Below are 22,002 nucleotides of genomic sequence, written 5' to 3' on the forward strand. Positions count from 1 at the left end.
ATGGTCTTATGAATAAAAGAATGAATGAGTTGGTCGCCTTGCTCAATCGCTATGCGACTGAGTACTATACCAGCGATAATCCGTCGGTTTCAGACAGTGAGTATGACCGTCTTTACCGTGAGTTGGTCGAGTTGGAGTCTGCCTATCCAGATCAAGTGTTAGCAGACAGTCCGACCCATCGTGTTGGTGGCAAAGTCTTAGATGGTTTTGAAAAATACAGTCATCAGTATCCTCTTTATAGTTTGCAGGATGCTTTTTCACGTGAGGAGCTTGAAGCTTTTGATGCGCGTGTTCGTAAGGAAGTGGCCCATCCAACCTATATTTGTGAGCTGAAAATCGATGGCTTATCTATCTCGCTTACTTATGAAAAGGGGATTTTGGTTGCTGGGGCAACACGTGGTGATGGTTCTATTGGGGAAAATATCACAGAAAATCTTAAGCGTGTTAAGGACATTCCTTTGACCTTGCCAGAAGAACTAGATATCACAGTTCGTGGGGAATGTTATATGCCACGCGCTTCTTTTGACCAGGTCAACCAAGCACGACAAGAAAATGGAGAGCCTGAATTTGCCAATCCTCGTAATGCGGCAGCAGGCACCCTGCGACAGTTGGATACAGCAGTAGTTGCCAAGCGCAATCTTGCTACCTTCCTCTATCAAGAAGCCAGCCCTTCAACTCGTGACAGCCAAGAAAAAGTCTTAATGCACCTAGAACAACTAGGTTTTGTGGTTAATCCTAAGCGAATTCTGGCTGAAAGCATGGATGAGATTTGGAATTTTATCCAAGAAGTAGGAGAGAAACGGGAGAATCTGCCTTATGATATCGATGGGGTGGTAATCAAGGTCAATGACCTAGCAGGTCAAGAAGAACTTGGTTTTACTGTTAAGGCTCCAAAGTGGGCAGTGGCCTACAAGTTTCCTGCTGAGGAAAAAGAAGCACAACTCCTATCAGTTGACTGGACAGTTGGCCGTACGGGTGTTGTAACCCCAACTGCTAATCTGACCCCTGTTCAGCTAGCTGGTACAACTGTTAGCCGTGCAACCCTGCACAATGTTGATTATATTGCTGAAAAGGATATCCGCAAAGATGATACAGTTATCGTCTATAAGGCTGGGGACATCATCCCTGCTGTTTTACGTGTGGTAGAGTCCAAACGGGTTTCTGAAGAAAAACTAGATATCCCAACAAACTGTCCAAGTTGTAATTCTGTCTTGCTGCACTTTGAAGATGAAGTGGCTCTCCGTTGTATCAATCCGCGTTGTCCTGCCCAAATCATGGAAGGTTTGATCCACTTTGCTTCTCGAGATGCTATGAATATTACAGGCCTTGGTCCATCTATTGTTGAGAAACTCTTTGCTGCCAATTTGGTTAAGGACGTGGCAGATATTTATCGTTTGAAAGAGGAAGATTTTCTCCTTTTAGAGGGGGTTAAGGAAAAGTCCGCTGCTAAACTGTATCAAGCCATTCAAGCATCTAAGGAAAACTCTGCTGAAAAACTCTTGTTTGGTTTGGGAATTCGTCATGTCGGAAGCAAGGCCAGTCAGCTGTTACTCCAACATTTCCATTCGATTGAAAATCTGGCTCAGGCAGATCCAGAGGAAGTAGCTAGTATTGAAAGTCTAGGTGGTGTAATTGCCAAAAGTCTTCAGACTTACTTTGCGACAGAGGGCTCTGAAATTCTCCTAAAAGAATTGAAAGAAGCTGGGGTCAATCTGGAATATAAAGGACAGACTGTAGTGGCAGATGCATCCTTGTCAGGTTTGACAGTGGTATTGACTGGGAAATTGGAACGGCTCAAGCGCTCAGAAGCTAAAAGTAAACTCGAAAGTCTGGGTGCCAAAGTGACAGGCAGTGTTTCTAAAAAGACAGACCTTGTTGTTGCAGGAGCAGATGCTGGAAGTAAACTTCAAAAAGCCCAAGAACTCGGTATTGAGGTTCGAGATGAAGCTTGGCTAGAAAGTCTGTAATGATCGTTTAAAAACAGAGTTTAGATAATATGACTATGTCTGTTAATTGAGGCGTGATTGACAAAAAATTATTAGTGAAACAGAAACAAATTAAAAAAAGGAAAAAATAAAAATGTATACCTACCCTATGCGCATTCATTACCACCGCAAGAATGGAGAATATGACACTTGCTCTTTTGTAAAAAGTCAGGACCAGCGAATTGATTTGCTAACCTACAAAAAAGATTATTTTGGTGCTTCATTTAGTTTTGAACACCCAAGTGCTCATCCCTTAGAAAGCTTGAATTTTGTGGTTCATACCGGCCAAACTAGTAAAGAGTATGCTATCCGTTTTAATCACTATCCCCTCTTAACAGAGGTCTGGATTTTGGAAGGTGATGACAGAATTTATTATTCTGAAAATCCTGCTATTGCCAGTCCTTTCTATAAGAATCAAAATCCTTTTGCCTTTGATAAGGCTATCAATAGTGCTAGTTTCGACCACCACTGGGGCTACCAAGGTGAATTGGGGTGCTGTGTAGAGGACAATCAGGCTCATTTTGCTCTCTGGGCTCCAACAGCGACAGAAGTGCAGGTTGTCGTTTATGAATCAGCTACTAATGATGCACCTGTTTGGAAGACTTTTGATATGGAGAGAGGCAATAGCTACTCTTATAACCATAAGGACAATACTATTGGTGTCTGGAGTTTGGATGTTGAGGAAGATTTGACTGGTAAGGCTTATCAGTATCAAGTCCAATTCCCTCACCACCAAACAGTGACACGCGATCCCTATACCATTGCTACCAGTCCTGATGGCAAACGTTCTGCTATTCTAAGCCATGCAGAAAAACAAGTCGAAAACTTCGAGGTTAAGCATGGTTCTGAGGCTACTTGGCGCTTGGCAAACCCATGTAAGGCAGTTATCTGTGAAATGCACATTCGTGATTTGACCAAATCACCGACCTCAGGTGTGGATGAACATCTTAGAGGAACTTTCTTAGGTGCTGCTCAGACTGGAACAGTTAACCAGTACGGCCAGTCAACTGCTTTTGATTACATCAAGAAGCTGGGCTACAATTATGTTCAATTGCAACCAATTGCAGACCGTCATAAAGAATACGATGAGGATGGTAATGTAACCTACAACTGGGGTTATGACCCACAAAACTATAACGCACCAGAAACGAGCCTTTCAACTAATCCAGATGATCCAGCTCAGGTCATTCGTGATTTGAAGACCATGGTTCAAGCTTATCACGATGCAGGTATTGGTGTCATTATGGATGTAGTCTATAACCATACTTTTTCAGTTGTTGATGCACCTTTCCAAACAACTGTCCCTGATTACTATTATCGTATGAACCCAGACGGTACCTTCCAGAATGGAACGGGTGTTGGAAATGAAACAGCCAGTGAACACGAAATGTTCCGCAAGTATATGATTGATTCCCTCCTATACTGGGTACAGGAATACAATATTGACGGCTTCCGTTTTGACTTGATGGGGATTCATGATGTCAAGACTATGCAGATGATTCGTCAGAGTTTGAATGAAATTGACCCTAACATTATCCTTTATGGAGAAGGTTGGGACATGGGAACAGGTCTTGCCCCTTATGATAAGGCTAAGAAGGACAACGCCTACGAAATGCCAAATATTGGTTTCTTTAATGACAATCAGCGTGATGCTGTCAAAGGTGGAGAAGTTTACGGTGCAATTAAATCAGGTTTTGTCAGCGGTGCTGCGACAGAGCCAATTCTTGCCAAAGCAATCCTAGGCAGTCGTGAATTAGGAACCTATACACATCCAAATCAAGTACTTAACTATGTGGAAGCCCATGACAATTACAATCTTCACGATTTATTGGCAACTCTTCATCCAGACCAAAGTTCAGAACAAATCATGCGCAAGGTTGAGACAGCCACAGCTATGAACCTACTCATGCAAGGGATGGCCTTTATGGAAATCGGTCAAGAATTTGGTCGTACCAAACTAGTTGCGACTGGTGAAAATGGTGAGTTGACCCATGATGATAGAGAGCGTGCTATGAATAGCTATAATGCTCCAGACAGTGTGAACCAAGTGAACTGGGACTTGATTAATGAGCGTCAAGATAGTATTGAGTTTATCCGTCAGATGATTCGATTGAAGACAGGAACCGGTGCCTTTTCTTACCCTACTTATGATGAAATTTACCATCATGTTTTTGTTCATTCAGCAAATGAACATAGTGGTTTGATTGTCTATGAGATTCAAGGGGAAGACCATTTACTGGTTGTATTTAATACTAAAGGGCAAGACTTCCAGTTTGAAAATGCTGGAAATCTAGAACTATTGGTGACCAATAGCCATTTAAGTGATAAAGACATGGTTGGTGGCGTTAGCACCAGCGTCTTTAAAGTCTTGTAGAAAAAATCAAAAGTTTTCAATTGTGTCGTATAATTTCTAGGATATCTTCTTGCTAAAAATTATAAAACTCAATGAAAAATAACATAGCATGAAAAAGGTTTAGTTCATCTAAGCCTTTTCTTCTTGTACTGACTGCTTAACAAAAGAGTTCAAATAGTTTGAAAAGTCAAGCTTGTGAAAATAATCTCAAAAATATTGCAAAAAGGGTTGTAATTTTCTGAAAATTTGGTAAAATATATCTTAATCATTTTCAGGAGGACGAGAATTTGACAAGATATAATAATTTAGTAAATGGAGAATGGAAATCATCTGAAAAAGAAATTACGATTTATTCACCAATCAATCAAGAAGAATTAGGGACAGTACCCGCTATGAGCCAAGCAGAAGTAGATGAGGCTATGCAAGCTGCGCGTGCAGCCTTGCCTGCATGGCGTGCTTTGTCAGCAGTTGAACGTGCGGCTTATTTGCATAAAACAGCAGCTATTTTAGAACGCGATAAAGAAAAAATTGGTACTATCCTTGCCAAAGAAGTAGCAAAAGGGATTAAAGCAGCCATTGGAGAAGTAGTGCGTACAGCAGACTTGATTCGTTATGCTGCTGAGGAAGGTCTCCGTATCACTGGACAAGCAATGGAAGGTGGTGGTTTTGAGGCAGCAAGTAAAAACAAACTGGCTGTTGTCCGTCGTGAGCCGGTTGGAGTCGTGCTAGCTATTGCTCCCTTTAACTATCCAGTTAATCTTTCTGGTTCTAAGATTGCTCCGGCCTTGATTGCAGGGAATGTTGTTATGTTTAAGCCACCAACACAAGGTTCCATTTCTGGTCTCTTGTTGGCTAAAGCCTTTGAAGAAGCAGGGATTCCAGCAGGTGTTTTCAATACCATTACGGGTCGTGGTTCAGAAATTGGGGATTATATTATTGAGCACAAAGAAGTCAACTTCATCAACTTTACAGGTTCAACTCCAATCGGAGAACGTATTGGTCGTTTAGCTGGTATGCGTCCTATCATGCTGGAGCTTGGTGGGAAAGATGCAGCTCTTGTACTAGAAGATGCAGATTTGGAACATGCTGCCAAGCAAATTGTTGAAGGTGCCTTTAGCTACTCAGGGCAACGTTGCACGGCCATTAAACGGGTCATTGTTCTCGAAAGTGTTGCAGATACATTAGTTACTTTGCTTCAAGCAGAGGTTGCTAAATTAACAGTTGGTGACCCATTTGACAATGCTGATATTACACCTGTTATTGACAATGCTTCAGCCGACTTTATTTGGGACTTGATTGAGGATGCACAAGAAAAAGGGGCTCAGGCTCTTACACCAATCAAACGTGAGGGCAATCTTCTCTGGCCAGTGCTTTTTGACCAAGTTACAAAAGATATGAAAGTAGCATGGGAAGAGCCATTTGGCCCTGTTTTACCAATTATTCGTGTGGCTAATGTAGAAGAAGCAATTGCCTTTGCCAACGAATCTGAATTCGGCCTTCAATCCTCAGTCTTTACAAATGATTTCAAAAAGGCCTTTGAAATTGCTGAAAAACTTGAAGTGGGTACAGTTCATATTAATAATAAAACCCAACGTGGTCCAGATAATTTCCCCTTCCTTGGTGTCAAAGGTTCTGGTGCTGGTGTGCAAGGAATTAAATATAGCATTGAAGCGATGACAAATGTCAAATCCATTGTTTTTGATGTGAAATAAAATGTAAAATCAGGAAATTCATTTTCTGATTTCTTTTTTTACTTTAAAACAACAATTTTATTGGTAAAATAACGAACTTTATGATAGTATTGTAAAAAAACAATTCGTTTTCATAATCTGTTTGAAAATTTCTTGATTTACAAGTGAACACATCAGTGAATTTGTTGAAGACTTTCAAAAGATTTTTTTGCAAATTCCGTAATTTACTTGAATCTTCCCTAAAAAGGTAGTATAATAAATCTATAGAAAACGCTTACAGAAAAAGAGGAGGTATTATGGATAAAAGAGAAGCTTTGCGCACCTTTATGACAGGAGAAAATTTTCACCTTCAGCATTATCTAGGAGCACATAGGGAAGAACTAAATGGAGAATACGGTTATACATTTCGTGTGTGGGCTCCCAATGCTCAGACTGTCCACTTGGTGGGAGATTTCACGAATTGGGTAGAAAATCAAATTCCGATGGAACGAAATGAATTTGGAGTCTGGGAAGTCTTTACCAGCCTTGCTCATGAAGGCCAAATTTACAAGTATCATATCACACGTGCAAATGGTCATCAGCTGATGAAGATTGATCCTTTGGCTGTACGGTATGAGGCACGTCCGGGAACTGGAGCTATTTTAACAGAGATTCCAGAAAAGAAATGGAAGGATGGGCTTTGGTTAGCTCGTAGAAAACGCTTGAGCTTTGAAGAGCGTCCTGTCAATATTTATGAGGTCCATGCTGGATCTTGGAAGAGAAATCTTGATGGCACACCTTATAGTTTTGCTCAATTGAAAGATGAACTCATTCCTTACTTGGTTGAGATGAACTATACTCACATTGAGTTTATGCCCTTGATGTCTCACCCACTAGGTTTGAGTTGGGGCTATCAGCTTATGGGGTACTTCGCTTTAGAGCATACCTATGGTCGCCCTGAAGAGTTTCAAGATTTTGTTGAGGAATGTCACTTAAACAATATAGGCGTTATTGTAGACTGGGTACCTGGTCATTTTACCATTAATGATGATGCCTTGGCCTATTATGATGGAACACCGACTTTTGAATATCAAGACCATAATAAGGCTCATAACTACGGTTGGGGAGCACTCAATTTTGACCTTGGAAAGAATGAAGTCCAGTCTTTCTTGATTTCTAGTATTAAGTTTTGGATTGACTTTTACCATCTAGATGGTATTCGCGTGGATGCGGTTAGCAACATGCTCTATCTTGATTATGATGATGCACCATGGACGCCTAATAAAGATGGCGGGAATCTCAACTACGAGGGCTATTATTTCCTTCAACGCTTGAATGATGTGATTAAACTAGTTCATCCAGATGTGATGATGATCGCAGAAGAAAGTTCGTCAGCAACCAAGATTACGGGAATGAAAGAGCTTGGTGGTCTAGGATTTGACTACAAGTGGAATATGGGCTGGATGAATGATATCCTCCGATTCTATGAAGAAGATCCGATTTATCGTAAATATGACTTTAACCTGGTGACTTTCAGCTTTATGTATGTTTTCAATGAAAACTATCTCCTACCATTCTCGCACGATGAAGTGGTTCACGGTAAGAAGAGTATGATGCACAAGATGTGGGGAGATCGCTATAATCAATTCGCAGGCTTACGCAATATCTACACTTACCAAATTTGTCACCCTGGTAAGAAATTGCTCTTCATGGGTAGCGAATACGGCCAATTCCTAGAATGGAAATCTGAAGAGCAGTTGGAATGGTCTAATCTAGAAGATCCAATGAATGCTAAGATGAAGTATTTCACTTCTCAGCTAAACCAGTTTTACAAAGATCATCGCTGTCTGTGGGAAATCGATACCAGCTATGATGGTATTGAAATCATTGATGCGGATAATCGAGACCAGAGTGTTCTTTCATTTATTCGTAAGGGTAAAAAAGGCGACATGCTAGTCTGTATCTTTAACATGGCACCTGTTGAACGAAAAGATTTTACCATTGGTCTACCCGTTGCAGGAATTTACGAAGAAGTATGGAATACTGAGTTAGAAGAGTGGGGAGGCGTTTGGAAAGAACATAATCAAACTGTTCAAACGCAAGAAGGACTATGGAAAGATTATGAGCAGACCTTGACCTTTACCCTACCGGCTATGGGAGCAAGTGTTTGGAAAATCAAACGTCGCTTGAAATCTACTAAAACCGTCACAAATAAAAACCAAAAAGGAGTAGAAAATGAAGAATGAAATGTTAGCTTTGATTCTTGCCGGTGGGCAAGGAACTCGTCTCGGAAAACTCACTCAAAACCTTGCGAAACCAGCTGTACAATTTGGCGGACGCTACCGTATCATTGACTTCGCTCTTTCAAACTGTGCCAACTCAGGGATTCACAATGTTGGAGTCATTACACAGTACCAACCACTTGCTCTTAACAATCATATTGGAAACGGTTCAAGTTGGGGGTTAGATGGTATTAATTCTGGTGTCTCTATTCTTCAACCTTATTCTGCAAGTGAAGGAAATCGTTGGTTCGAAGGGACTAGTCACGCTATTTACCAAAATATCGACTATATCGACAGTGTCAATCCTGAGTATGTCTTGATTCTCTCTGGAGACCACATCTACAAAATGGACTATGATGATATGCTCCAGTCTCACAAGGATAATAATGCCAGCTTGACAGTCGCAGTTCTTGATGTTCCTCTGAAAGAAGCTAGCCGTTTTGGTATTATGAATACAGATGCAAACAATCGTATTGTTGAATTTGAAGAAAAACCAGCTCAACCTAAATCTACTAAAGCTTCTATGGGGATTTATATCTTTGATTGGCAACGTCTTCGCAATATGCTTGTTGCTGCTGAAAAGAGCAATGTCGATATGTCAGACTTCGGTAAAAATGTCATTCCAAATTACCTTGAGTCAGGTGAAAGTGTCTATGCTTACGAATTTAATGGTTACTGGAAAGATGTTGGTACCATTGAGTCACTTTGGGAAGCCAACATGGAGTACATTTCCCCAGAAAATGCCTTGGATAGCCGTAACCGTCAATGGAAGATTTATTCAAGAAACTTGATTTCACCACCAAACTTCCTTGGTGCAAATGCACATGTTGAAGATTCTTTGGTTGTCGATGGCTGTTTTGTCGATGGAACTGTTAAGCATTCTATCCTTTCAACAGGTGCGCAAGTTCGCGAAGGGGCAGAAGTAGTAGATTCAGTTATCATGAGTGGTGCAATTGTTGGTCAGGGAGCTAAAATCAAACGTGCCATTATTGGTGAAGGTGCAGTTATTTCTGACGGTGTCGAAATTGATGGAACAGAAGAAGTACAAGTTGTAGGATATAATGAAGTAGTGGGGGTAGCAACAGATGAAGATTGATAAATATTCTGCCATTTTAGGAAATACAGTTGGTTTTCATGATATGTCAACACTGACGGATCACCGTCCAGTAGCTAGTTTGCCATTTGGTGGTAAATATCGCTTGATTGACTTCCCACTTTCCAGTCTTGCTAATGCAGGTGTCCGTAGTATCTTTGGTATTTTCCAACAAGATAATATCAGTTCTGTCTTTGACCATATCCGCTCAGGACGTGAGTGGGGCTTATCAACCCTTCTCAGTCACTATTATCTAGGTATTTACAATACCCGTGTAGAAAGTAGCACAGTTGGAAAAGAATACTACCAACAGCTGCTCACCTATTTAAAACGCTCTGGCTCAAACCAAACGGTTGCCCTCAACTGCGATGTCTTGACTAACATTGATTTGAACCAAGTTTTCCATCTACATAGTACAACAAAGGGACCTATCACTGTAGTTTATAAAAAGCTAGCTAAGAAAGACATTTCAGAAGTAAACGCAATCTTGGAAGTGGATGAAACAGACCATGTTCGTTCTCATAAACTCTTTGATAGCAAGTTACCAGATCAAATCTATAACATGTCTACAGATATCTTTGTCGTTGATACACCTTGGTTGATTGAACGCTTAGAAGAAGAAGCTAAGAAAGAACATCCAGAGAAGTTGCGCTATGTTTTACGGGATTTGGCTGCAAAAGAAGGGGCTTTTGCCTACGAGTACACAGGTTATCTGGCAAATATTCACTCTGTAGAGTCTTATTATCAAGCTAACAAAGATATGCTTGAATCACAAAAATTCTACTCTCTCTTCTCACCAAATCAAAAGATTTATACAAAGGTCAAAAACGAAGAGCCAACTTACTATGCCAATACATCTAAGGTAAGTACTTCTCAGTTTGCTTCTGGTAGTATCATTGAAGGTCAAGTGGCTAATTCTGTTCTATCACGTAATATTCATGTCCATAAGGATAGCCTAGTTAAAGATAGTCTGCTCTTCCCTCGTGTTGTCATTGGAGAAGGGGCTCAGGTAGAATATGCTATCTTAGACAAGGGTGTTGAAGTTGAGCCTGGTGTTGTGATTCGAGGAACTGCAGAACATCCAGTTGTCGTTAAGAAAGGTAGCAAAGTAACAGAGGATATTCATTCATGAAAATTTTATTTGTAGCAGCAGAGGGTGCACCCTTTTCAAAAACAGGTGGTTTGGGAGACGTTATTGGCGCTCTTCCAAAATCACTGGTAAAAGCGGGACATGAAGTTGCAGTGATTTTACCCTACTATGACATGGTAGAGGCTAAATTTGGAAATCAAATTGAAGATGTTCTTCATTTTGAGGTGAGTGTTGGTTGGCGCAGACAGTACTGTGGGATTAAGAAAACCGTCTTAAACGGTGTAACCTTCTACTTTATTGACAACCAATATTATTTCTTCCGTGGTCATGTTTACGGTGATTTTGACGACGGAGAACGCTTTGCCTTTTTCCAACTTGCTGCCATTGAGGCTATGGAAAGGATTGACTTTATTCCTGACCTTCTCCATGTTCATGACTACCATACAGCTATGATTCCTTTCTTGTTAAAGGAAAAATACCGTTGGATTCAAGCCTATCAAGGAATAAAAACTGTTTTAACCATTCATAATTTAGAATTCCAAGGACAATTTTCAGAAGGAATGTTATGGGATTTGTTTGGAGTTGGCTTTGAGCGATACGCTGATGGCACCCTTCGCTGGAACAACTGTCTGAACTGGATGAAGGCTGGTATTCTTTATGCGGATCGTGTTTCAACCGTTTCACCTAGCTATGCTCATGAAATTATGACCAGTCAGTTCGGATGTAACTTGGATCAAATTCTTCGAATGGAGTCTGGCAAGGTGTCTGGTATCGTGAATGGGATTGATGCTGATCTTTATAATCCTCAGACGGATGCTCTTTTAGACTATCATTTCAATCAGGAAGATTTGTCTGGAAAAACCAAAAATAAGGCAAACTTGCAAGAAAGAGTTGGCTTGCCAGTTAGAGCTGACGTTCCACTGGTGGGAATTGTTTCTCGTTTGACACGTCAAAAAGGTTTTGATGTGGTGGTCGAAAGTCTTCACCATATCTTGCAAAATGATGTTCAGATTGTTCTTTTGGGAACTGGCGATCCAGCATTTGAAGGAGCTTTCTCATGGTTTGCTCAGATTTACCCAGACAAGCTATCAGCAAATATCACTTTTGATGTCAAACTAGCTCAAGAAATCTACGCTGCTTGTGACCTCTTCCTCATGCCAAGTCGTTTTGAACCGTGTGGCTTGTCTCAGATGATGGCTATGCGTTACGGAACCTTGCCATTGGTCCATGAAGTTGGTGGCTTGCGAGATACCGTTAAAGCCTTTAATCCAATCGAAGGAAGCGGTACTGGCTTTAGCTTTGACAATCTATCACCTTATTGGTTAAATTGGACTTTCCAAACAGCTTTGGACTTGTATAGAAACCATTCCGATGTTTGGAGAAATCTACAAAAACAAGCTATGGAGTGTGATTTCTCATGGGATACAGCCTGCAAGTCATATCTTGACTTGTACCATAGTTTAGTTAATTAATAGATAAAATCGTATGATGACTTCATACGATTTTTAGGCTGTTTAGAGAGGAGAACTTATGTCTCAAGTAAAAGGCTTGTGTGTCATGGATGTTGACGGCGCCTTAATTCTAGAAGAAGTGATTGACCTTTTGGGAAGAGAGGCAGGTTGTGAGGAGGAAATTGCGCAGCTTACAAGTCAGGCAATGCGAGGAGAGCTAGATTTTGAAAGAAGTTTACGAGACAGAGTGTCCTTCTTGGAAGGTCTTCCTATTTCAGTCTTTGATACAGTTTTCAACTCTATTCATCTATCGCCAAATGCACAGGAATTCATTTCCATTCTCCAAAAGAATGGTATCCTAGTTGGTCTGGTGTCCGGTGGATTTACTCCAATAGTTGAGAGATTAGCAAAATCCCTCGACATTGCCTATTTCTCTGCCAACCAACTTGAAGTTAAAGACGGTCATCTAACAGGAAAGTTAGTTGGACAAATTATTAGTCCCGAAGTCAAAAAAGAGACTCTGGAACAATGGAGAGAGGAACTAAAACTTTCTAAAGATAGAACGGTTGCAATTGGTGATGGGGCAAATGACTTATTAATGTTGAAATCAGCAGGACTGGGAATTGCTTTTTGTGCCAAAGAAGTGCTGAAACAGGAAATACCAAATCATGTTGACAAGAGGGATTTTTTAGAAGTTCTTCCTTTGATTGACTGTTTAGAATGAGGGAAAATATGAAGATTGTAATTGCACCAGATTCGTTTAAGGAAAGCTTGACTGCTGAAGAGGTAGCTGAAGCAATAAAAAGAGGCTTCCAACAATCGGTAGCAGATGTAGAATGTCTCCTCTGTCCTGTTGGTGATGGGGGAGAAGGTACTGTAGATGCTATCCGACATTCTCTTGACCTTGAAGAAAAATGGATCCAAGTGACAGGCCCTTTCGGACAGAAAGAAGAAATGCGCTATTTTCAAAAAGGTCAACTGGCACTATTTGAAGTTGCCGACTTGGTTGGCCTTGGAAAAATTCCGCTAGAGAAACGAAATCCACTTCAAATCCAAACTTGTGGTATTGGAGAGTTGATTCGTCATCTCATTGGTCAAGGGATTAAAGATATCTATATCGGTGTTGGTGGCACGGCCAGTAATGATGGCGGTATTGGTATTGCTGCTGGATTGGGGTATCAATTCTATGATAAGGATGGAAATGTCTTGCCGGCTTGCGGTCAATCCTTACTAAAATTAGCTTCTGTTTCAACAGAAAATCGCTATGAAATTTCTGAAGATGTTCAAATTCGTATTTTAGCAGATGTCGTGAGTCCCTTATGTGGTCCTCAAGGTGCGACCTATATTTTTGGCAAACAAAAAGGCCTAGATCCTACTATGTTTGATGCCGTAGATCAGGCAATCCAAGATTTTTATGAAAAAGTCTCACCTGCAACATTGGAAATTAAAGGAGCAGGAGCTGGTGGAGGCATTGCTGGCGGTTTGTGTGCCTTTGCTCAGGCAAATATCGTGTCTGGAATTGATACCTGCCTGGACTTGATAAACTTTGATAAGAAAGTTTTACATGCTGACCTGGTTGTTGTAGGAGAAGGAAGGCTAGATTGTCAAAGCTTAGCAGGTAAAGCGCCTATAGGTGTTGCAAAAAGAACCCCAGTCGGAGTTCCTGTTATTGCTATTTGCGGTAGTCTTGCTGAAGATTTACCTCCCTTACCATTTGAAAATATCCAAGCAGCCTTTTCTATTTTGGAGAAAAGTGAACCTTTAGAAGATAGTTTGAAAAATGCCAGTCTCTATCTGGAACGCACGGCAGCCAATATCGGGCACTTATTAAATATGCGCAAGATTTAGCCAAACCATTTCTTCCATAAGGATGCTTTGGATGGTTCTTCCTCTTTAACTTCCCAAAGTTTTGCAAAAGCAAGTCGAAGGTCCTTTTCTTCTACTTGTACTGGTGCATTGCTATGGATAATCAGGCCAAAAGGAGAAGAAGTATGCTCTTCAGATACAATGGTAGCTTGACTATCAGTTTCTTTAGCTTCTTTTAAGTAGAAAACTTGCTTGTCAAATTCGATATTTGGTGAAATCTTCACAAATAGTGGCTCTGCTTTTTCCTGAAGGTTTTCTAAAATAGATAAAAAGCCTTTTTCTAGCTGAGGGCTATTTGCTGTGTCAATATCTGCATATCCAAGAACTCTTTCCTCAAAAGTGCCAAGATAGCGTCTTTGCTCATCTGGATTTAATTTTGGGCCACCATGAGCTTTTTCAAGTAATTGTTTTGATAAATCTGTCATAAAAACAGTATATCATAAAAGTTAGAATAAAACAGACAAAAGAAAGCGATTACTTTATAAAGTTAAGGAAAATTTGCACAAAGATAACGTTTTTTCTTGAAAAAGGAGGGGTTTTAAGGTATTATAGAGGTGTAAAAAATTTAACTCATAAGGAGAGTAAAAAATGTCAATTATTACTGATGTTTACGCTCGCGAAGTCCTAGACTCACGCGGTAACCCAACACTTGAAGTAGAAGTTTACACTGAATCAGGTGCTTTCGGACGTGGTATGGTTCCATCAGGAGCTTCTACTGGTGAACACGAAGCAGTTGAACTTCGCGACGGTGACAAATCTCGTTACGGTGGTCTTGGTACACAAAAAGCTGTTGACAACGTAAACAACATCATTGCTGAAGCAATCATCGGCTACGATGTACGTGACCAACAAGCTATCGACCGTGCTATGATCGCTCTTGACGGTACTCCTAACAAAGGTAAATTGGGTGCAAACGCAATCCTTGGTGTGTCTATCGCTGTAGCTCGTGCTGCTGCTGACTACCTTGAAATCCCACTTTACAGCTACCTTGGTGGATTCAACACTAAAGTTCTTCCAACTCCAATGATGAACATCATCAACGGTGGTTCTCACTCTGACGCTCCAATCGCTTTCCAAGAATTCATGATCGTACCTGCTGGTGCGCCATCATTCAAAGAAGCTCTTCGTTGGGGTGCTGAAATCTTCCATGCTCTTAAGAAAATCCTTAAATCTCGTGGTTTGGAAACAGCCGTAGGTGACGAAGGTGGATTTGCTCCTCGTTTTGAAGGAACTGAAGACGGAGTTGAAACTATCCTTGCTGCTATCGAAGCTGCTGGATATGTTCCTGGTAAAGACGTATTTATCGGATTTGACTGTGCTTCATCAGAATTCTACGATAAAGAACGTAAAGTTTACGACTACACTAAATTCGAAGGTGAAGGAGCAGCTGTACGTACTGCTGCAGAACAAATCGACTACCTTGAAGAATTGGTAAACAAATACCCAATCATCACTATCGAAGATGGTATGGATGAAAATGACTGGGACGGTTGGAAAGCTCTTACTGAACGTCTTGGTGGTAAAGTTCAATTAGTTGGTGACGACTTCTTCGTAACAAACACTTCTTACCTTGAAAAAGGTATTGCAGAAGGTGCTGCTAACTCAATCCTTATCAAAGTTAACCAAATCGGAACTCTTACTGAAACATTCGACGCTATCGAAATGGCGAAAGAAGCTGGTTACACTGCCGTTGTATCACACCGTTCAGGTGAAACTGAAGATTCAACAATCGCTGACATCGCAGTTGCAACTAACGCAGGACAAATCAAGACTGGTTCACTTTCACGTACAGACCGTATCGCTAAATACAACCAATTGCTTCGTATCGAAGACCAACTTGGTGAAGTAGCTGAATACCGTGGATTGAAATCATTCTACAATCTTAAGAAATAATCGTTGATTTAACAACGTTTCTAGCCCCTCGGATTTTATCCGAAGGGCTATTTTTGTATTTAGGAGGCAAAAAAGGGGCAAAACTTTTTAAAAAATCTTTTTCATAACTTTATCCAGTACATTGATTGCTTCATCTTTCATGTTCTTTGTGACGTGGGTATAGATGGAATTAGTAACATCAGAATCAGAATGTCCAACCCTGTCCGTGATTGTTTTTAAAGGAATTTTATTTTCTGATAAAATATTGGCCATCACAGGGAGCATGCTTTTATAGGTGTTCAATTTGATTTATTTTTGTGGAATCCTCTTATTTTGAGATGAATACCAATTATAAGTGATTTGCATATCCAGGATATTACAAAGAAAGGCAAGCTAGTGCCCACATAAATTTTATTTCATATTTTTTAAAGCTGTTTACTCTGTTAGCAATTGTATTTGATATGATCAAATAAGATTAATAGTTTATTGAATCCCTTTCTTATAGATTACATAATTTATTTTATGTAATCTATAAGCTATCTAGAGCATTCTTTTGTTCATCATTAACGATATGGGTATAGAGGTCAGTGACTTGTGTACTGGCATGTCCTAGCTGATGGCTGACCAAAACTTGCGATTTAGTAGCATCATAGAGCCTAGTTGCTAGGGTATGGCGCAGTTTGTGGGGGGTTACACGAACTTTGAAGTCTTCAGAGTATTTAGCAACCATTTTTTCAACGCTGGAAGCGTCAATACGATTGGGAACACCTCGATAGAGAGTTAGAAAGAGTGCAATATCCGTCTTTTCAGTCTTATAGCGTTGATTTCGAATGGCTAAATAATTCTCTAGATAAGGCTTAGCAAAGGCAGCAACATTAACCGAATCACGTTTGCCACCTTTTCGAGTGACATCAATAACCATCATCTTGAGATTGAGATCTCTTAGATCCAGATTAACAGCTTCAGATAAGCGAACACCCGATGCCAAGAGAAGGGCAATAATGGCCAAATCACGTTCTTTATTTTTATTAAACGATGATAGAGCACGATTTGAGAGCTGTTGTGGGTAATCTTGGTCTATATAAGTCAGAAACCCTTCTGTTTCATCACCTAGAAAGAGCTTTTGTTTGATGTTTTCAGCTCTGGCAGCAAGTGTCTCTTTCTTTTTCTTGGTTGAAACTTTCTTCATTACATTACGGTAGAAATAAGGTTCGCCCTGGTCGTTTTCAACCTCCTCAGTCAGATACTTGTAAAGACTAGAAAGTGCTGACAAAGTCCGATTGATGGTTGTCTGAGAAACACCTTGTTTGGTTGTATTAGCATTCAGCAAAGGACGTTCACGTAGATAAAGGATAAAGGATTCCATGTCTTTCTTAGACATATTTTCCAAAACTGATAAAGGAATATCGGACATTTTATCAGCGTTTGAAATACCAGACTCCAAGACCCAGCTGAAAAATCGATCGTATTCCTTGAGGTATTCGTACAAGGTTGTAAAACTGTAAGGTACAGCCAGCTTAGATTGATAGTATTCCAAAACATACCAGGGCATGATTTGTTTTAGTTTGTCGATTCGTTCCAGTAAAATCTCACGTTTCATATATTTTCTCCATAAATAAGCCTACAAGTAGTATAGCATAGACTTATTTATTTTTCAAGAAAATTATAGTTTTTCGGAAAGATGTTGTAGGAGTTTTTTAAAGTGATAAAAAGACTTAGACCTGCAAACAAAACAGATCATAACTAAAAAATTTTTTTGTACAAAAATAGCTAAAAATGTACGTTATCAAAGTGAAAACTGGAAATTTTTTAGTGCTTATTATCCTGATTTAATCAAAGTCTTTCTAACAACAAAAAACCACTTTAAAAAGTCATTCAATGACCATTAAAGTGGTTTAAAATAAAACTTTAATCAAAGAATTTATTATTGTTAACTACTCTTTTAAAACTTCTTCGATAATCTGTTTAACGTTTTTACTGCTTAACTGAGTATGAAATGTTACCGTATATCCATCAATGGTAAGTTGCTTAAAGAAAGCTTCTGCACATTTTATTTTTGCATCTTCTATTCCACGGAGTGTAGATTTTTTTCTACAGACTTCGTCTCTACTACAATATTCAGTATTCCAATTAGAAATATCAATATTCACATTTTTATCCATACAGACAGATTTAATTAATCTTAAAAAATTTTTATCATTTATCACAGAGAGAAAATTATCATAACAGTTAATTATTTCCTTGTTATCAGAAAAAATAATCGGTATTTTACCGAGAGTCCTATTTAATTCATTCCCCTCACCCAAATAGCTTTCTTTTAATATATATCTATTCGCAAAGAGTTCTATCACAAAATCTCTTTTCATTTTTTTAACTAAGGTTTTTCTTTGATAATATTCTGAAATGAACACTCCAATGATCTCTGATGTAATTATGGAAGTGATTATAGTATTAATAAAATCCGTGTTGACAACAATATTCATTTTCAAATACCTTTCCTTATTTAACTAATAGTGCTAATTTACTGTTTTTCTAACAGGTTATCCTGAAAAAACTCAAAGTTGTTTAGAATACACAAAAGCACATTAAATAACTTTAAAAAATCTTTTTCAAAGAGTGGATGTTCCCACCGCCCATGACTAATCATATTCCTATTAAGTTCTTCTAGTGTAAAGTTGTCAGTATCATCAAAAAATCTGAATAACCAATGAAATAGACTGATATCAGAAAACGTTTTATTAACAATTTGACTATTTAATAAGTCGACAGATCTGTATCCCACAGGTATTCTTTTTTTATTTGAAAATTGTTCTGAAAATCTGTTTAATGCACCATCAATAGTTATAGTAGCAAGCGTATAAGCAGCGTAATAATTTTGGCTTCTATAACTTTCGATCATAGAATCTATCAGGGGTTCTGAGTAATACGTTGAATCTTTTAACTCTTGTATAAGCTCCTTATCTTCAAGATCTTCTTTTAATAGAGTTTGCCACTCCTTTATCAATACTTCAAAATCTATAGTGCAGATTGTTCGATAGTCATCACTATAGCTATGGTAGATTACCCAACCTTCTTCAGCAAGTTTTTCAATATTTAAAGTGATTGCTTCTGCTTCTGTTTCAGAATAAGGTTCATGGTATTTCTTTAAAAATTCTTTTAAACTTTCAGTAAAATTAAGAGCAGATTTATCAAGAATATTATGAATAGGCTCAAGTATTCGTGCAATATTATCTATTTGAGTTTTTAAAAGAATTGAACTAAATGCTGCTTCTGTATCAGATAGAATTTTAAGATATGTTTGATTATTTAGAATAGACGTGGCTGAGTTTATTTCTGTTAGAAACGGTTTAGTTGTTTCAGCTATTTGTTTAGAAAAATTAAAACTGGATAACGCAGTCTCAGCAGCTTTATTTGCTTGTAGCATACTATTTTGAACCTCAATCAACCTTGAATGATTAAGTGTCTCATGAAAAACTCTTAGGGCTTCTGTAAGGTTATTGTTTTGAACTGGGACTTTATCAATAGTCAATTTATCTTTTTGAACTTCACTATGATTGTTTTCCATAGGGCTATTTCTTTCTATATGTTATGTTTTAATTATACCACTAAGTATTCAACATTTACGAGTTTTGTAATGATTAAAAAAGAAATATTTTCATAAAAAATGTACAATTGAACGTATTAATATTTTTTACCAAAATGTACTTTATAAATGATACTTATTGAACGCTTCTAAATCAAAAAATGTACTTTATCCAATCTTAAAATAAAGTACATTTCGATTATAAAGTACATTTTTCAAAGAGTGTACATTACCCCTTAAACTCAGTCGTATTAAGGGTTTATCCACTGTCTAGGTAAAAGTACAAAAATTTCCAGTTTTCGGATCTAAATCTTTGGAATTACATTGTGAATTATTAGCTAGTGCTTTTTCTAGTTTCCAAATACTAAACCAGAATGAAATAGTCAACAGAATAAGGAAAATGATAAAGAACTCACCCACTAAACTTCTGTTAATACTACACAACTGAAGAGCTATATATAGTCTTATTTTTACCAAAGTTCAATTATTTGTATGTGAAATGTTTTATCAGTAAAAAAGAGGGGAAGTCCCCCTCTCAAGATTTTATTTGACTGCTTCTTTCAAAGCATCTACCTTGTCCAAACGTTCCCATGGAAGGTCGATATCTGTACGTCCCATGTGTCCATAAGCTGCTGTTTGACGGTAAATTGGACGCTTAAGGTCCAGCATTTGGATAATCCCTGCAGGGCGAAGGTCAAAGATTTGACGAGTTGCTTTTTCAAGCTTGCTTTCAACTACTCTTCCTGTACCAAAGGTATCGATACGGACAGAAACAGGCTGGGCAACACCGATAGCATAAGCCAATTGCACTTCCGCCTTCTTAGCAAGACCTGCTGCAACGATATTCTTGGCAATATAACGAGCCGCATAAGAGGCTGAACGGTCCACCTTAGTCGCATCTTTACCAGAGAAGGCACCACCACCGTGACGAGAGTAGCCACCATAAGTATCTACGATAATCTTACGGCCAGTCAAACCTGAGTCTCCTTGAGGCCCACCGATTACAAAACGTCCAGTTGGATTGATGAAGAATTTTGTTTGCTCATCCAAGTAAGAGGCTGGAATAACTTCTTTGATAACCTTGTTAATGACATCATTGTGAATTTGTTCGTTGCTGACTTCTGGATCGTGTTGAGTTGAAATAACAACTGTGTCCACACGTACTGGACGGTCATTTTCATCATACTCAACCGTAACTTGTGATTTTGCATCTGGGCGAAGATAACTGATTTCACCAGACTTACGAAGTTCTGCCAGACGACGAACCAATTTATGACTGAGTGAAATTGGCAATGGCATAAGCTCTTCTGTTTCATCCACTGCAAATCCAAACATGAGCCCTTGGTCTCCAGCACCAATCAAGTCAAGTGGGTCTTGATCAGCATTTCCACGGACCTCCAAGGCTTCGTTAACACCTTGGGCGATATCCGGTGACTGCTCAACAAGTGACGGATGGACTCCCACCGTCTCAGCAGAAAAACCATACTCTGTATTGGTATAGCCAATCTCTGCAATGGTATCACGAACCACACGGTTAATATCCACATAGGCATTTGTAGAAATTTCACCAAAAACGTGGACGGAACCAGTATATACAGCTGTCTCAGCAGCAACGTGCGCCTCTGGATCCTTGGCTAAAATAGCATCCAAAATCGCATCTGAAATTTGGTCTGCAATCTTATCTGGATGCCCCTCAGATACAGATTCAGACGTGAATAATTTACGTTCTGACATAAAAATGTCCCCCCTTAAAAATAGTGTTATAGAGTTACAAAGTACTGATAGGTATTTTCATTTTCTAAGAGTTACGACGCGAAAGAAATAAAAACGATACTTTTTTATTTCTGAAACTAGTAAGGCGCATAGGGTGACCACCCTATAGCGACAACCGTAGAATGACGAACGACTTTGGAGCCGTCATTCTTTACGAGTTGCGACTCGAAAGAAAAAATAGAAATTTCTACCATCTTATCGGGACTATATAACTTTATCATTATACCATTTTTAGACACAATTTGCAGTCTATATACTCAATAAAAATCAAAGAACAGCTTTTTGATTGTAGATAAAATGGACTAAATTAGTAACATTTGCCTAATACAAGATGACGCTAACTTGTTTTGAAGAGTATTAATGTACTGTTTCAATTTCTACTAATCTATTTTTAATAGGTGTTTAACAACCTTAATATTATGCGTACTATTATTTTCAAACTATCGTGTCCTGAACAATAGTTTGAAAATGAAAAGGGACTTTATTCTTTTTGTAACCTTACTGTAATAATTATCCGATTAAAAAATGATAAAATAGGTATGTACAGTTAAGGAGAGAATAATGCCTGTAAGAAAATTACAATCCTATGAGGTAGACTATCAAGAAGAATTAAATCATCAGATTCCTCGCTATCAAGATTATACACCTGAAGCACAATCTGATGCCAATCTCAAGGAAATCCTATTTTTTATCAATATTGCTGTTTTTTGTATCTGCATTGCTATCTTTAGTTTCATCTTTTTAGCATTAAAATTATCAACTGCTCTTGCATTTGTCGTAGCAATCGGATTTAGCTTACTTATTTTAAAAGTCCAACGCTCTATTATCAAACGAAAATTTAGAAAATAAATCATACCCCATGTCTAATCAAGTTGATTTGTAAAAAATTAAGGAAAACAGAGGATTTAAGATGAAAAATGTGTTATTCATCTTAAATCCTCTGTTTTTTTGACCAGCTTGCCAAATATAATTATTTACTTAATT

Annotated in this window: 16 protein-coding genes and 1 pseudogene; 11 read left to right on the plus strand and 6 right to left on the minus strand. The window is 38.7% G+C overall.

The window, feature by feature from the left end:
- Nucleotides 1-8: 8 nt before the first annotated feature.
- The 9 genes from ligA to HMPREF1048_RS11240 all read left to right on the plus strand — a co-directional run bounded on the left by ligA (nt 9) and on the right by HMPREF1048_RS11240 (nt 13,772).
- Nucleotides 9-1,967: an NAD-dependent DNA ligase LigA gene (gene ligA / locus HMPREF1048_RS11200; protein WP_001042577.1), complete on the plus strand. Its 1,959-nt coding sequence runs from the start codon at nt 9-11 to the stop codon at nt 1,965-1,967.
- 112 nt (nt 1,968-2,079) lie between these two features.
- Nucleotides 2,080-4,359 carry a type I pullulanase gene (gene pulA / locus HMPREF1048_RS11205; RefSeq protein ID WP_000288995.1) on the plus strand — a complete coding sequence of 760 codons (2,280 nt, stop codon included), beginning with the start codon at nt 2,080-2,082 and terminating at the stop codon, nt 4,357-4,359.
- A 266-nt stretch (nt 4,360-4,625) separates the two neighbouring features.
- Complete coding sequence (locus HMPREF1048_RS11210; RefSeq protein ID WP_000199217.1) at nt 4,626-6,050, plus strand: NADP-dependent glyceraldehyde-3-phosphate dehydrogenase; 1,425 nt, start codon at nt 4,626-4,628, stop codon at nt 6,048-6,050.
- 275 nt (nt 6,051-6,325) lie between these two features.
- A complete protein-coding gene (glgB, locus tag HMPREF1048_RS11215) occupies nt 6,326-8,254 on the plus strand; it encodes a 1,4-alpha-glucan branching protein GlgB (RefSeq protein WP_000361119.1) in 1,929 nt (642 codons plus the stop codon).
- Nucleotides 8,244-9,386: a glucose-1-phosphate adenylyltransferase gene (locus HMPREF1048_RS11220; protein ID WP_000787247.1), complete on the plus strand. Its 1,143-nt coding sequence runs from the start codon at nt 8,244-8,246 to the stop codon at nt 9,384-9,386. The genes glgB and HMPREF1048_RS11220 overlap by 11 nt, the downstream gene beginning before the upstream one ends.
- Nucleotides 9,376-10,515 (plus strand): glucose-1-phosphate adenylyltransferase subunit GlgD, encoded by a 1,140-nt coding sequence (gene glgD / locus HMPREF1048_RS11225; RefSeq protein WP_000687027.1) that lies wholly within the window; start codon nt 9,376-9,378, stop codon nt 10,513-10,515. Before HMPREF1048_RS11220 ends, glgD begins: the two co-directional genes overlap by 11 nt.
- Nucleotides 10,512-11,945 (plus strand): glycogen synthase GlgA, encoded by a 1,434-nt coding sequence (gene glgA / locus HMPREF1048_RS11230; protein ID WP_000697304.1) that lies wholly within the window; start codon nt 10,512-10,514, stop codon nt 11,943-11,945. The genes glgD and glgA overlap by 4 nt, the downstream gene beginning before the upstream one ends.
- A gap of 58 nt (nt 11,946-12,003) precedes the next feature.
- Entirely contained in the window at nt 12,004-12,648 is a 645-nt protein-coding gene (gene serB / locus HMPREF1048_RS11235; RefSeq protein WP_000084488.1) for a phosphoserine phosphatase SerB, read from the plus strand.
- 8 nt (nt 12,649-12,656) lie between these two features.
- Entirely contained in the window at nt 12,657-13,772 is a 1,116-nt protein-coding gene (locus HMPREF1048_RS11240) for a glycerate kinase (RefSeq protein ID WP_000706393.1), read from the plus strand.
- Here the strand turns inward: HMPREF1048_RS11240 and HMPREF1048_RS11245 are convergent.
- Entirely contained in the window at nt 13,769-14,215 is a 447-nt protein-coding gene (locus tag HMPREF1048_RS11245) for a DUF1694 domain-containing protein (protein WP_000131087.1), read from the minus strand. The two genes, HMPREF1048_RS11240 and HMPREF1048_RS11245, sit on opposite strands and share 4 nt — an antisense overlap.
- A 163-nt stretch (nt 14,216-14,378) precedes the next feature.
- On the opposite strand from HMPREF1048_RS11245, the gene eno reads away from it, so the two are divergent.
- On the plus strand, nt 14,379-15,683 hold the full coding sequence (gene eno / locus HMPREF1048_RS11250; RefSeq protein ID WP_000022821.1) for a surface-displayed alpha-enolase: 1,305 nt from the start codon (nt 14,379-14,381) through the stop codon (nt 15,681-15,683).
- Between the two features lie 87 nt (nt 15,684-15,770).
- Here the strand turns inward: eno and HMPREF1048_RS11255 are convergent.
- From HMPREF1048_RS11255 to metK, 5 genes and pseudogenes are all read right to left on the minus strand, one after another.
- Nucleotides 15,771-15,929 (minus strand): annotated as a pseudogene (locus tag HMPREF1048_RS11255) (integrase); the annotation flags it as partial.
- A 262-nt stretch (nt 15,930-16,191) separates the two neighbouring features.
- Nucleotides 16,192-17,262: a tyrosine recombinase XerS gene (gene xerS, locus HMPREF1048_RS11260; RefSeq protein ID WP_000817858.1), complete on the minus strand. Its 1,071-nt coding sequence runs from the start codon at nt 17,260-17,262 to the stop codon at nt 16,192-16,194.
- Nucleotides 17,263-17,596: 334 nt separating this feature from the next.
- Nucleotides 17,597-18,145: a DUF6680 family protein gene (locus HMPREF1048_RS0102650; protein WP_004249255.1), complete on the minus strand. Its 549-nt coding sequence runs from the start codon at nt 18,143-18,145 to the stop codon at nt 17,597-17,599.
- 38 nt (nt 18,146-18,183) lie between these two features.
- Nucleotides 18,184-19,227 carry a hypothetical protein gene (locus HMPREF1048_RS11265; RefSeq protein ID WP_000429738.1) on the minus strand — a complete coding sequence of 348 codons (1,044 nt, stop codon included), beginning with the start codon at nt 19,225-19,227 and terminating at the stop codon, nt 18,184-18,186.
- A 561-nt stretch (nt 19,228-19,788) separates the two neighbouring features.
- Entirely contained in the window at nt 19,789-20,979 is a 1,191-nt protein-coding gene (metK, locus tag HMPREF1048_RS11270; protein ID WP_000003941.1) for a methionine adenosyltransferase, read from the minus strand.
- A gap of 600 nt (nt 20,980-21,579) precedes the next feature.
- Between metK and HMPREF1048_RS11275 the strand changes: the two genes are divergently transcribed.
- Complete coding sequence (locus tag HMPREF1048_RS11275; protein ID WP_001145222.1) at nt 21,580-21,867, plus strand: DUF3270 domain-containing protein; 288 nt, start codon at nt 21,580-21,582, stop codon at nt 21,865-21,867.
- Nucleotides 21,868-22,002 lie beyond the last annotated feature (135 nt).

Source organism: Streptococcus mitis SK575, from assembly GCF_000257865.1.
GTDB lineage: Bacteria > Bacillota > Bacilli > Lactobacillales > Streptococcaceae > Streptococcus > Streptococcus mitis_CQ.

Coding starts and splice junctions, on each gene's coding strand:
- eno (WP_000022821.1), top strand. CDS start 14,379: ATGTCAATTATTACTGATGTTTACGCTCGCGAAGTCCTAGACTCACGC.
- HMPREF1048_RS11265 (WP_000429738.1), bottom strand. CDS start 19,227: ATGGAAAACAATCATAGTGAAGTTCAAAAAGATAAATTGACTATTGAT.
- HMPREF1048_RS0102650 (WP_004249255.1), bottom strand. CDS start 18,145: ATGAATATTGTTGTCAACACGGATTTTATTAATACTATAATCACTTCC.
- ligA (WP_001042577.1), top strand. CDS start 9: ATGAATAAAAGAATGAATGAGTTGGTCGCCTTGCTCAATCGCTATGCG.
- metK (WP_000003941.1), bottom strand. CDS start 20,979: ATGTCAGAACGTAAATTATTCACGTCTGAATCTGTATCTGAGGGGCAT.
- serB (WP_000084488.1), top strand. CDS start 12,004: ATGTCTCAAGTAAAAGGCTTGTGTGTCATGGATGTTGACGGCGCCTTA.
- xerS (WP_000817858.1), bottom strand. CDS start 17,262: ATGAAACGTGAGATTTTACTGGAACGAATCGACAAACTAAAACAAATC.
- HMPREF1048_RS11275 (WP_001145222.1), top strand. CDS start 21,580: ATGCCTGTAAGAAAATTACAATCCTATGAGGTAGACTATCAAGAAGAA.
- HMPREF1048_RS11220 (WP_000787247.1), top strand. CDS start 8,244: ATGAAGAATGAAATGTTAGCTTTGATTCTTGCCGGTGGGCAAGGAACT.
- pulA (WP_000288995.1), top strand. CDS start 2,080: ATGTATACCTACCCTATGCGCATTCATTACCACCGCAAGAATGGAGAA.
- glgD (WP_000687027.1), top strand. CDS start 9,376: ATGAAGATTGATAAATATTCTGCCATTTTAGGAAATACAGTTGGTTTT.
- HMPREF1048_RS11240 (WP_000706393.1), top strand. CDS start 12,657: ATGAAGATTGTAATTGCACCAGATTCGTTTAAGGAAAGCTTGACTGCT.
- HMPREF1048_RS11245 (WP_000131087.1), bottom strand. CDS start 14,215: ATGACAGATTTATCAAAACAATTACTTGAAAAAGCTCATGGTGGCCCA.
- glgB (WP_000361119.1), top strand. CDS start 6,326: ATGGATAAAAGAGAAGCTTTGCGCACCTTTATGACAGGAGAAAATTTT.
- glgA (WP_000697304.1), top strand. CDS start 10,512: ATGAAAATTTTATTTGTAGCAGCAGAGGGTGCACCCTTTTCAAAAACA.